At 63.1% G+C, this 11984-nt stretch carries 10 protein-coding genes; 4 read left to right on the top strand and 6 right to left on the bottom strand.

What is annotated here, in order from left to right; translation table 11 throughout:
- Positions 1 to 46 precede the first annotated feature (46 nt).
- Positions 47 to 1162 carry a branched-chain amino acid ABC transporter substrate-binding protein gene (locus IFT80_RS18825; protein WP_122476442.1) on the bottom strand — a complete coding sequence of 372 codons (1116 nt, stop codon included), beginning with the start codon at positions 1160 to 1162 and terminating at the stop codon, positions 47 to 49.
- Between the two features lie 369 nt (positions 1163 to 1531).
- Here IFT80_RS18825 and IFT80_RS18820 point away from each other — a divergent pair, with 369 nt between their 5' ends.
- The gene (locus tag IFT80_RS18820) at positions 1532 to 1837 is read left to right on the top strand and encodes a DUF2288 domain-containing protein (protein WP_192138081.1); all 306 of its coding nucleotides are present in this window, start codon (positions 1532 to 1534) and stop codon (positions 1835 to 1837) included.
- 177 nt (positions 1838 to 2014) lie between these two features.
- Here the strand turns inward: IFT80_RS18820 and rapA are convergent, their stop codons facing one another.
- On the bottom strand, positions 2015 to 4861 hold the full coding sequence (rapA, locus tag IFT80_RS18815) for an RNA polymerase-associated protein RapA (protein ID WP_192057876.1): 2847 nt from the start codon (positions 4859 to 4861) through the stop codon (positions 2015 to 2017).
- Between the two features lie 201 nt (positions 4862 to 5062).
- On the opposite strand from rapA, the gene apbC reads away from it, so the two are divergent.
- On the top strand, positions 5063 to 6157 hold the full coding sequence (apbC, locus tag IFT80_RS18810; RefSeq protein WP_122476437.1) for an iron-sulfur cluster carrier protein ApbC: 1095 nt from the start codon (positions 5063 to 5065) through the stop codon (positions 6155 to 6157).
- Positions 6158 to 6285: 128 nt separating this feature from the next.
- Here apbC and IFT80_RS18805 read toward each other — a convergent pair whose 3' ends face one another.
- Positions 6286 to 6495, bottom strand: a complete 210-nt coding sequence (locus IFT80_RS18805) for a cold-shock protein (RefSeq protein WP_049862192.1) — start codon at positions 6493 to 6495, stop codon at positions 6286 to 6288.
- Between the two features lie 324 nt (positions 6496 to 6819).
- On the opposite strand from IFT80_RS18805, the gene dcd reads away from it, so the two are divergent.
- Both dcd and IFT80_RS18795 read left to right on the top strand, forming a co-directional pair.
- Complete coding sequence (gene dcd, locus IFT80_RS18800) at positions 6820 to 7386, top strand: dCTP deaminase (protein WP_122476435.1); 567 nt, start codon at positions 6820 to 6822, stop codon at positions 7384 to 7386.
- 113 nt (positions 7387 to 7499) lie between these two features.
- Positions 7500 to 7703: a hypothetical protein gene (locus IFT80_RS18795; protein ID WP_192057877.1), complete on the top strand. Its 204-nt coding sequence runs from the start codon at positions 7500 to 7502 to the stop codon at positions 7701 to 7703.
- 3 nt (positions 7704 to 7706) lie between these two features.
- Here the strand turns inward: IFT80_RS18795 and pdeM are convergent, their stop codons facing one another.
- From pdeM to IFT80_RS18780, 3 genes are all read right to left on the bottom strand, one after another.
- Entirely contained in the window at positions 7707 to 8363 is a 657-nt protein-coding gene (pdeM, locus tag IFT80_RS18790; protein WP_192138080.1) for a ligase-associated DNA damage response endonuclease PdeM, read from the bottom strand.
- Positions 8360 to 10831 (bottom strand): ligase-associated DNA damage response DEXH box helicase, encoded by a 2472-nt coding sequence (locus tag IFT80_RS18785; protein ID WP_192138079.1) that lies wholly within the window; start codon positions 10829 to 10831, stop codon positions 8360 to 8362. Before IFT80_RS18785 ends, pdeM begins: the two co-directional genes overlap by 4 nt.
- 86 nt (positions 10832 to 10917) lie before the next feature.
- On the bottom strand, positions 10918 to 11982 hold the full coding sequence (locus tag IFT80_RS18780; RefSeq protein WP_192138148.1) for a lipocalin-like domain-containing protein: 1065 nt from the start codon (positions 11980 to 11982) through the stop codon (positions 10918 to 10920).
- Between the last annotated feature and the right edge of the window lie 2 nt (positions 11983 to 11984).

Raw genomic sequence — 11984 nt, 5'->3', positions numbered from 1 at the left:
CAAAGCCCACTGCGATGCAGTGGGCTTTGTGGGGGTGTTGCCAGGCTTACTGGGCGGCTTCGGTCTTGGGTTTGCCGAAATGCCACTCGTAGACCACGAACTGGAAGTTCTTCAGGTCGCCCTTGGCGTCATAGCTCAGATCGCCCATGGGCGTCTTGAAGGTACCGGCGTGGATGGCCTCGGCCACTTTGTCGGTGTCTTCGCTCTTGGCGGCGGTGATGCCGTCGGCAATCACTTGCACGGCCGAGTACGACGGGTAGACGAACGGACCGCTCGGGTCTTGCTTCTTGTCCTGGAATGCCTTGGTCAGCGCGATGTTTTCAGGATCCTTGTCGAAAGACTTGGGCAAGGTCACCAGCAGGCCTTCGGAGGCTTCGCCTGCGATCTGCGAGATGGAATCGTTGCCCACGCCTTCAGGGCCCATGAACTTGGCGTTCAGGCCTTTCTCCTTGGACTGGCGCAGGATCTGGCCCAGCTCGGGGTGGTAGCCGCCGTAGTAGACGAAGTCGACGTTGGCCTGCTTGAGCTTGGCGATCAGCGATGAAAAATCCTTGTCGCCGGCGTTGATGCCTTCGAACACGGCAACTTTCACGCCCTTGCCTTCAAGCGTGGTCTTGACCGCCGTGGCAATGCCTTCGCCGTACTGCTGCTTGTCGTGGACGACGGCAACGATCTTGGGTTTGACCACATCGGCGATGTAGTTGCCGGCGGCAGGGCCCTGGGCGCTGTCCAGGCCGATGGTACGGAATACCAGCTTCTTGCCCTTGGCGGTAATGTCGGGGCTGGTGGCCGCCGGGGTCACCATGATGATGCCTTCGTCTTCGTAGACATCGGATGCCGGCTGGGCGGAACTGGAGCACAGGTGACCAACGACGAACTTGACGCCGTCATTGACCACCTTGTTGGCCACCGCAACGGCCTGCTTGGGATCGCAGGCATCGTCGTATTCGACGGCTACGAGCTGCTTGCCGTCAACGCCGCCCTTGGCGTTGATCTGCTCGATAGCCATCTTCGCGCCGTTGAACTGCATGACGCCGTATTCGGCAACCGGGCCGGTCTTGGGCCCGGCAATGCCGATCTTGATGGTGTCGGCTGCCATCGAGTGGCTGGCGACGCCGGCCAGAACCAGAGCGGCAAACAGTTTGGAAATCTGCTTATTCATTAGTGCTCCATTTTTGCGTTGTAGTTTTTATAGTCCTGGCCGAACAGGCGGCGGACCGAATCTTGGCCACACTCACCGCTTTACCCCCTCGGCGAGCCATGGCAGACGACATCCGAATCTGCACCCGACAACTGTACCGGTACAGTGTAGAGCGCCGGTTTGCCGGTTGGAAAGCTGGCGTTTGCAGCGAAAGCGATCGGTTGTCGCTAAATCGACATAAAGTTATAGATTCAAGTACATGCTGGCGTCCGGCCAGACAAATAAAGCCGGTTTGTCGGGGCAAAACTCGAACCTATATATTGCAACCGGGTTTTTCCAGACAACTCGGACCGCTATCATGGCGCCGATTTTTTCCTGACGGTGAAACCCATGACTGAAGACGCTAGCACCCTCTATGCCAGATTGCTTGGCGAGACCGCAATTATCGAATGGCAGGCATTGCAGCCCTTCTTTGCCAAGGGTGCCCTGTTGTGGGTCGAGCCTGGCCTGGATTTGATCACCGTAGGGCAGGCGTTGGCCGAAGACAAGCACGCTGAGGTCGCCCAATGGCTGGCCGATGGAAAGGTCGAGAAGCTGTCTGCGCCGCGGGCCTTGGATTTTTGCGAACGCGATCCGGTGCTCTGGGCGGTGGTGGTGTCACCGTGGGTGGTGATCCAGGAAAGGGCAGGGGAATAATGCATGCACCACGGAGGTGCGTGGTCGAGGTCAAACGCGCCGGTCTTCGCAACTGCTGATCGTGGTCATCGGCAACCACCCGCGTGCCAGCGAGCGCCGGCGATACGGCCAGTAACAGTCAGGGTGATTCCGTAACGCCCTCCCGCGCAGGCTCACGCCCGCGCGGGAAGGCAGCGGTCAGCCGGCTACCAGCACGCGAATGGCTTCCAGGCGCAGGGCAGCCTTGTCGAGCATGGCCAGGCCGTCTTCACGCTGTTTGCGCAGGGCAACCAGTTCGCTGTCCCGGACGGTCGGATTGACCGCCTGCAACGCCGTCAAGCGTGCCAGTTCCTCTTCCGTTTCGGCAGCCAGGCGGTGCTGCGCCTGTGCGACGCGTTCGGCATGCCGCGGCGCAATCTTGCTTTCGCCGGCGGTGATGCGTGGTGCGAGCACATCGCGCTGCGCCTGGATGAACTTGTTGGCGCTGGCCTTGGGGACGCTTTCGAGCTGATCGTTGAGGGTTTCGAACGACACTCGCGATGCCAGGTCGTTGCCATTGGTGTCGAGCAGGCAGCGCAGCGCCGCAGGCGGCAAGTAGCGGCCCAGCTGCAGCGAGCGCGGCGCGACCACTTCGCTGACGTAAAGCAGTTCCAGCAGCACGGTGCCTGGCTTGAGCGCCTTGTTCTTGATCAGCGCCACGGCGGTGTTGCCCATCGAGCCCGCCAATACCAGGTCCATGCCGCCCTGCACCATGGGGTGCTCCCAGGTGATGAACTGCATGTCCTCGCGCGACAACGCCTGCTCGCGGTCGTAGGTGATGGTCACGCCTTCGTCGTCGCCGAGCGGAAAGCTGGCATCGAGCATCTTCTCGCTGGGGCGCAGGATCAACGCGTTGTCGGAATGGTCTTCGCTGTCGATGCCGAAGGCATCGAAGAGGGTTTCCATGTAGATCGGCAGGGCGAATTGATCGTCCTGCTCTTCGATGGCAGCCACCAGAGCCTGGCCTTCGCCGTCGCCGCCGGAGTTGAGCTCCAGCAGTCGGTCGCGCCCGGTGTGCAGCTCGCTTTCCAGCGACTCACGACGGCTGCGCGCCTCGTCGATCAGCGCTTGCCATTCGCCGTCGTCGGCGTTTTCCAGCATCGGCAGCAGGCGCGGACCGAACTGGTGCTGCAGCGCGTTACCCGTAGGACAGGTGTTCAGAAAGGCATTGAGCGCGCTGTGGTACCACTGGAACAGGCGTTCCTGCGGGCTGTTTTCCAGGTACGGCACATGCAGCTCGATGATGTGTTTCTGGCCGATTCGGTCGAGACGGCCGATGCGCTGCTCGAGCAGGTCGGGGTGCGCAGGCAGGTCGAACAGCACCAGATGGTGGGCGAACTGGAAGTTGCGGCCCTCGCTGCCGATTTCCGAACAGATCAGCACCTGCGCGCCAAATTCTTCATCGGCGAAGTAGGCCGCGGCGCGGTCCCGCTCCAGAATGCTCATGCCTTCGTGGAACACCGTGGCCAGGGTGCCGGAGCGCACGCGCAGGGCGTCTTCCAGGTCCATCGCGGTTTCGGCGTGAGCGCAGATGACCAGCACCTTGGTGCGCTTGAGCATCTTGAGCGTATCGATCAGCCATTCCACCCGCGGATCGAAGCGCCACCAGCGTTCGGCGTCGCTGTCCTCGGCCTGGGCCTGGAAGCCGACTTCCGGGTACAACTCGGCGTGTTCGCCCAGCGGCAGCTCCAGGTAGGCGTCCGGGCACGGCAGTGGGTAGGGGTGCAGCTTGCGTTCGGGGAAGCCCTGCACGGCGGCGCGAGTGTTGCGGAACAGTACGCGCCCGGTACCGTGGCGATCGAGCAGTTCGCGGATCAGCCGTGGGCCGGCTGCCTCGTCGCCCGCATTGACCGCGGCGACCAGTGTGTCGCCCTGGGCGCCAAGCAGCCCATGGATAGTCTGTTGCGCGGTGCTCGACAAGCTGCCCTTGTCGAGCAGTTCCTGCACGGCTTCGGCGACCGGACGATAGTTTTCGCTTTCGGCACGAAAGGCCGCCAGGTCATGGAAGCGGTTCGGATCGAGCAGGCGCAGGCGTGCGAAGTGGCTGTCCTGGCCCAATTGCTCCGGGGTGGCGGTGAGCAGCAGAACGCCGGGGATGACTTCGGCCAGTTGCTCGACCAGCGAGTACTGCGGGCTGGCCTTTTCCTCGTGCCAGACCAGGTGATGGGCCTCGTCGACCACCAGCAGGTCCCAGCCGGCGGCGAACAACGCATCCTGGGCCTTTTCATCTTCGGTCAGCCATTCCAGCGAGACCAGCGCCAGTTGCGCGTCCTCGAAGGGGTTGCTGGCATCGCTTTCGATGAAGCGCTCGGCATCGAACAGGGCCACCTGCAGGTTGAAGCGCCGGCGCATTTCCACCAGCCATTGGTGCTGCAGGTTTTCCGGGACCAGGATCAGCACGCGGCTGGCTCGCCCGGACAGCAGCTGGCGATGAATCACCAGGCCGGCTTCGATGGTCTTGCCCAGGCCCACTTCGTCGGCCAGCAATACGCGCGGGGCGATGCGGTCGGCGACTTCGCGGGCAATGTGCAGCTGGTGCGCGATGGGTTGCGCACGCACGCCGCCCAGGCCCCAGAGCGAGGACTGCAACTGCTTGCTGGTGTGTTCCAGGGTGTTGTAGCGCAGCGAAAACCACGGCAGCGGGTCGATCTGGCCGGCGAACAGGCGGTCGCTGGCCAGGCGGAACTGAATGAAATTGGACAGCTGGGTTTCAGGCAGTGTGCGTTGCTCGTTCTGCGCATTGAGGCCGTGGTAGACCAGCAGGCCGTCGGCATCGTCGACCTCGCGGACGGTCAGTTTCCAGCCTTCGAAGTGGGTGATCACATCGCCTGGAGAAAAGCGCACGCGCGTCAACGGAGCATTGCGCAATGCGTACTGGCGGGTTTCGCCGGTGGCCGGGTAGAGCACGGTGAGCAAGCGACCGTCCTGGGCCAGGACGGTGCCCAGGCCGAGTTCCGCTTCGCTGTCGCTGATCCAGCGTTGCCCCGGTTGATACTGCTGCGCCATGCTGCCTGTCTCCCGCTTTTGAAAAGGCGCTGATTCTAACGGATTGGGGGGCGCAGGGCCAAAGGTATGCTGAATAATCTGGGCGCCGCGCGCCGATGCCGCAGACCGGCCCCGGCGGGCGCGCAAATCCAATCTGCCGGTGTCCGGGCAGACGCGTTAGGATAGCCGCCTGTTTTGCTCAGTCTTTGATCGGGAGTAGCCATGAGCACCGTGAATCGCGCAGCGGTGGAAGCCGTCCTTCGCCAGTACACCGACCCCTATATGAACCAGGACCCGGTCAGTGCCGGGTGCGTGCAGGCCATCGATATCGATGGCGCGCAGGTGCAGGTGCGCTTGCAGCTGGGCTATGCCGCCGGCCTGTTCAAGAATGGCTGGGCCCAGGTACTGCAGACGGCCATCGAAAACCTGGACGGGGTCGACCGCGCTCGCGTGCAGATCGATTGCGTGGTGCAGGCGCACAAGGCGCAGGCGCAGATTCCCGGGCTGGCCAACGTCAAGAACGTGGTGGCCGTGGCATCGGGCAAGGGTGGAGTCGGCAAGTCGACCACGGCCGCCAACCTGGCCCTGGCCCTGGCCCGCGAAGGCGCCCGGGTGGGCATTCTCGATGCCGACATCTATGGCCCCAGCCAAGGCGTGATGTTCGGCATCGCCGAGGGCACTCGGCCCAAGGTCAAGGACCAGAAATGGTTCGTGCCCATCCAGGCGCATGGCGTGGAGGTGATGTCGATGGCCTTCCTCACCGACGACAACACCCCGATGGTCTGGCGTGGTCCGATGGTGTCGGGCGCGCTGTTGCAATTGGTCACCCAGACTGCCTGGGACGACCTCGATTACCTGGTCATCGACATGCCGCCGGGTACTGGTGACATTCAGCTGACCCTGGCGCAGAAGGTGCCGGTGGCGGGTGCGGTGATCGTCACCACGCCTCAGGACCTGGCGCTGCTGGACGCCCGCAAGGGTGTCGAGATGTTCCGCAAGGTGCACATTCCCGTGCTCGGTGTGGTCGAGAACATGGCCGTGCACATCTGCTCCAACTGCGGTCATGCCGAACATCTCTTCGGCGAAGGCGGCGGCGAGAAGCTGGCATCGCAATACGGCGTGGAGCTGCTGGCGTCGCTGCCATTGTCGATGCTGATTCGCGAACAGGCCGACGGTGGCAAACCGACGGCGGCGGCCGAGCCGGAGAGCCAGATCGCCATGGTCTACCAGGAGCTGGCGCGGCATGTCGGTGCGCGGATCGTGTTGCAGGAAGCCAGTGCGCAGGCAATGCCCAGCATTACCGTCAGCGACGACTGAACTGCCCAGCCCCGTGAGTGACGGCGCGCATGGCGCCCGCCGTCACCTGTAGCTGAAAAGATCAAATTGCGGGCATAAAAAAACCCCGCCGGTGAGGGCGGGGTTCTTCAGAAGCTGTTCAGCTCAAGTTATACGACTTGAACTTCTTCAGCTTGCATGCCTTTCTGACCGCGGGTAGCGATGAAAGAGACCTGCTGGCCTTCTTTCAGGCTTTTGAAGCCGTCAGCCTGAATGGCTTTGAAGTGTACGAACAGGTCGTCACCGGATTGTGGAGTGATGAAGCCGAAGCCTTTTTCATCGTTGAACCACTTGACGGTACCGGTTTGGCGATTGGACATGGTGTATCTCCTTGAACAAAGTTAACTGCGGTTCGGGAAAAGCCCTGGCCGAGACTGAGTGCAAAGAGCAGGAAAATTCATGAAGATGTTGGACATCGGGTAGAGATTCTCAGTGACACAAGCAACACAGTGGCGCCACCTTAACCCTTTTTCAGGAACGTGCCAATGGTCTTTGCAGGGTTTCTTGCAAATAGTGCTCGGCGGCCATGCGCAGCCTGGTGGCAGGTTCGCCGCGCCATGGGCGAGGCAGTCTTTGAACCGCAGCGCGAGGCCCGGTAAGATGCGCTTCGGACTTTATTCACCTCGTTATTCAGGACACCCGCCATGAGCATCAAATCGGACAAGTGGATTCGCCGCATGGCGCAGGAACACGGCATGATCGAACCCTACGTCGAGCGTCAGGTGCGCGGCGAAGGCGCCCAGCGGGTGATTTCCTTCGGGGTGTCCAGCTACGGCTACGACGTGCGCTGCGCCGACGAATTCAAGGTGTTCACCAACATCAACTCGGCCACGGTAGATCCGAAGAACTTCGACGAAAAGAGCTTCGTCGACATCAAGAGCGACGTCTGCATCATCCCACCCAACTCCTTTGCCCTGGCGCGCACGGTCGAGTACTTCCGCATTCCACGCAACGTGTTGACCATCTGCCTGGGCAAGAGCACCTACGCGCGCTGCGGCATCATCGTCAACGTCACGCCGCTGGAGCCGGAATGGGAAGGGCATGTGACCCTGGAGTTCTCCAATACCACCACGCTGCCGGCCAAGATCTATGCGAACGAAGGGGTGGCGCAGATGCTGTTCCTGGAGTCCGACGAAGAATGCGAGGTGTCCTACAAGGATCGTGGCGGGAAATATCAGGGCCAGCGCGGCGTGACCCTGCCACGCACCTGATGCTGCCAGACGCGTGAAAACGCTCCAGGCGAACTAGTTATCATTTTACTACTCCATATGAGTGACTTGCCCGGTTTACCCACCGTATTCCGGGCCATTGCTCAGGAGTGTCTATGAAAATCGACCCGACTATCAGTGCTCAACTGGCTCAGCTGCAGCCCAACCAGATTGGCCTACTCGCCTGGTCGCTTCTGGCCGATTCCTACGGCCATATGGCTGGCGGCGTACCTGGCCAACCCGATTCTGATACCCCGCAACCACCGGAGCCAGGCGGCCCGACCATTCCGGATGAGCCGCCCCCCGCACCGGTGGTCTGACGCTCAAGCGACCCGCCAGACGCCGCCGTCGCCGACCACGTACACACGCTGGTCGGCGGCGCTGTCCATGTTGTATCCCCCCGTGAAAGCGCCGAATGCCGGCAGCAGGCTGACCTTGCCTCTGAGCAGGTAGCACGGCAGGCGCAGGCTTTGGCGGCCACGTCCGTGCAGCCGATAGACCGGGTGAATGTGTCCAGCCAGGACATGCAGCTCTGGGTGTGGATCGGGTTCGTGCTGCAATGCGAACGGGCCCATTTCCAGAGGCTCGGTAACCACTTCGAAACGCAGTTCCGCCGGTGGGTCGCCCGCGCGTTTGTCATGATTGCCTCGAATCAGCGTGATGCGTAAATCTGCGACATCCGTTCGCCACGCTGCCAAGGCACCCAGCGTTCCGGCCGAATGCGATCCCGGTGCATGAAGAAAATCGCCGAGGAATATCAGGTGTTCGGTGGGATACTTCTCCAGGATCCGGTCAATCACTTGAAGGTTGCTGGCCGTGGTGCCGTGAGGCACCGGCTGGCCCAGCTTGCGGTAGGCCGCTGCCTTGCCAAAGTGCGCATCGGCTATCAACAGGGCCTTGTGCTCGGGCCAGTAGACCGCTTTCTCGGCCAGCAGCCATAGCTCGGCGCCTGCCAGTTGTACGTTGCAATACTCACTCATCCTGCGGCTTTCTCCAAGTCGCCGACCATGCGACGTATGCGGTCGGCGAGCTTCTCCGAACTCAGGCTTTCACGGAAACGCTCGACCAGCAGCGGAAAGCCCAGCGGCGTCGGACGCTTGACCGCGTGCATATCCAGACGCCGACTGGCGATCTGTTGCAGTACATGCTCCAGCCGCTGCACTTCCAGCTCCTGCTTCAAGACTTCTTCCTGCGCCTGGGTCAGCAGCAGGTTGCTGGCGTCGTACTGCTTGAATACCTGAAAGAACAGGCCGCTGGAAGCCTGAACCTGGCGGGTGCTTTTCTGCGAGCCGGGGTAACCGCCAAACACTAGCCCGGAGATCCGCGCAATCTCGCGAAAGCGCCGCAGCGCCAGTTCGCCAGCGTTCAGGCTGGCCAGTACATCGCTCAACAGGTTGTGCGCGCTGAGCAGTGCAGGGTCCAGTTGGGCGGCCCAGTCCACCTCGGTGGCACTGAGCAGTTCCAGCCCATAGTCGTTCACCGCAATGGAGAATGTCAGGGGCTGGCGCTGCGCCAGGCGCCAGGCCAGCAGGCTGCCCAGTCCCAGATGCACCTGGCGACCGCCGAAGGGGTAGATGAACAGGTGCCAGCCTTCGCGCGACTTCAGCGTTTCCGCCAGTAACGTGGTTTCGCTGGGTAGCGCCGACCACTGTTGCTGTACTTCCAGCAGCGGGCGCACGGCACGCATCTCGGGGCTGTCGTACTCACCGCGGGCGGCGGCGCCCAGCTTCGCCACCAGGGCGTCGGCCAGCTCGCCGGACAGCGGCATGCGCCCGCCATTCCAGCGCGGCACGGCGGCTTTCTTGGCGGTGCTGCGCTTGACGTAGGCGGTCATGTCCTCGACCCGCACCAGCTCCAGTTGGCGCCCGGCGAACAGAAAGCCGTCACCCGGTTTGAGACGGGCGATGAACCCCTCTTCGACACTGCCCAGCGAGCGACCGCCACCGCCCTTGCTCCAGTACTTCAACTGCAGACTGGCATCGCTGACGATGGTGCCGATGCCCATGCGATGACGACGCGCCAGGCGTGCGTCGGGGACGCGCCACAGGCCATGCTCGTCAGGCTCGACTCGACGGTAATCGGGGTAGGCAGTGAGGGAGTGGCCGCCATAGCGCACGAACGCCAGGGCCCACTGCCATTCATCCTCGGTCAGGTTGCGGTAAGCCCAGGTGGTACGCACTTCGACCAGCAATGCGTCGGGCAGGAAACCGCCGCCCAGCGCCATGCTCACCAGGTGCTGGACCAACACATCCAATGGCTTGTCGGGTGATTCGCGTGGCTCGATGCGTCGCTGCGCGACGGCATCGTGGGCTGCCGCAGCTTCGACCAGTTCCATGCTGTGGGTCGGTACCAGGGTGACCCGCGATGCCCGACCCGGTGCATGGCCGGAGCGACCGGCACGCTGCATCAAGCGCGCGATACCCTTCGCCGAGCCGATTTGCAGCACCCGTTCCACCGGCAGGAAGTCCACCCCCAAATCCAGGCTCGACGTACACACCACCGCCTTGAGCTGGCCTTGCTTGAGGGCCCGTTCGACCCACTCGCGCACTTCCCGCGACAGCGAGCTGTGATGCAGGGCGATGATGCCCGCCCAGTCCGGGCGCGCATCGAGGATGGCCTGGAACCAGATTTCGGACTGTGCACGGGTGTTGGTGAATATCAGGCAACTGTTGCTGCTTTCGACCTCGGCGACCACCTGGTCGAGCATGCGCAGGCCCATGTGCCCACCCCAGGGAAACCGTTCGATGGCCGCCGGCAACAGCGTGTCGACCTCGATCGTCTTGGCCTGCGCGCCTTGCACGCTGACACTCGGCTGGCCGGGTAGCAGCACTTCCTGTGCATGCGCCTGGTTACCCAGGGTGGCGGAGATGCCCCAGACGATGAGCTGCGGGTTCCACTGCCGCAATCGCGCCAATGCCAGCTGCAACTGCACGCCGCGTTTGTTGCCGATCAGTTCGTGCCACTCATCGACGACGACCATGGCGACGCTGCTCAACTCCTCGCAAGCCTTGTCGCGGGCCAGCAGCAGCGTCAGGCTTTCCGGGGTGGTTACCAGCGCCGAGGGCAGGCGGCGCGTCTGCTTGGCGCGATCACTGCTGCTGGTGTCGCCAGTGCGCAGGCCCAGGCTCCAGCCGATCTGCAACTCATCCACCGGTACCTGCAGGGCGCGCAGGGTATCGGCGGCCAGCGCGCGCATGGGCGTGACCCATAGCACGGTCAGCGGCGCCATGACCGGCTTGCGCTTGCCCTTGGGAATGACGGGCCCGGCCTTGGCGAAGCGTTGCAGGGCGGCGAACCAGACGGCGTAGGTCTTGCCCGCGCCAGTGCTCGCGTGGAGCATGCCCGATTCGCCGCGTTTGACGGCGGCCCAGACGTCCTTCTGGAACGCGAAGGGCTTCCATTGACGGCTGGCGAACCAGTGTTTGGCAAAAGCGCTGGAGGTCGGCATGCCGTGACGGAGCGTCCTTAGGTATTTCTAAAAGGACCGCGACGACCCAGGTTGGTTTGATATTTGTACAAAAACCCGTGCGTGTATCAGTATCCGGTCATTTCCAGATAGCCTTCGCCAGCGTGGCTGCCCGCCAGGGTCACCGGGCCTTCCCAGTAGGGCGTGCCCACCGCCATCCAGGCTTTCGGGTTCAACGCGGTGGTTTGCACATGCAGGCCGTGGCTGGGGATGTCGATGGCCCAGCGCGTGGGTACCTGCCGACCGGCCACGCGGGTGTCCTGCAACGGGCGCAGGGTGATGCTGCCCGGGGCCAGCGGTGTACTGCGCCCCTGGGCGTCGATCCAGTTACCGCTGAGAAAGTCTTGCCCGCCGGCGCCGCGCAGGCGAAACACCATCAACTGCTGGCCGTCGTCCAGGTGCAGCGAAAACCAGTCCCAGCCGGCCTGATCGGCTGCCAGTGGCTGGCTGCTCCATTCCCGGTCAAGCCACGCGCGGCCCTTGACCTGATAGCGCTTGCCGTCGATCTGCAGCTGGCCGGCTGCGCTGAAGAACGGCTGGCTGTAATAATACGAGGCCTGTCCCGCATCGGACTTGCGGCTATAGCCTTGCTCGCCCTGCAGTACCAGAGGGCGCTCGCTGGTCAGGGCCAGTTGGTAGGCAAACCGTTCGCCAGTGGCCTGTACCGCCATTGCGGCGAGCGTGTGCTCGACGCCAGGCTGGCTGCGCAGGTGCCAGTCATCGATCCAGGCGTTGAACGGCATGATGCTCACACCGGCCTGGCCGATGCCTCCGCGGGCCAGGGTCTGTGCGCTGTAGTGGTCCGTTGCGGAAGTGAGTCCGGCGTGGCCAATCCACAGGTTGCGGTTACCCCAGCCCGGTTCGGTGCTGCCTGGTGCCAGGGCGCTGCGGAACAGGGTCCACTGCACGCCGAAGCGTTGCCCCTGGTCGTCTTCGAGGTTGGCGGTCAGGTACCACCACTCGATGCGGAAGTCGGGGTGGGCGCCGTGGTCGGCGGGAAACTGGAAGACCTTGCCGGGGGTGACCTGGGCGAAATCACCGGCCTGGCCACCAAGCCCGGCAAAACCGGCAGGGGGTGGGGTTGGCTCGCAGCCGCTGGCTGCCAGCAGCAGGGCCAGCACCAGGATTCGGATCA

Origin of the sequence: Pseudomonas sp. CFBP 8771, from assembly GCF_014841695.1 — a bacterium.
GTDB classification, from domain to species: Bacteria; Pseudomonadota; Gammaproteobacteria; order Pseudomonadales; family Pseudomonadaceae; genus Aquipseudomonas; species Aquipseudomonas baltica.
Note: the sequence above shows the minus strand (reverse complement) of the source record. Positions and strands in the feature narration are given on the sequence as shown.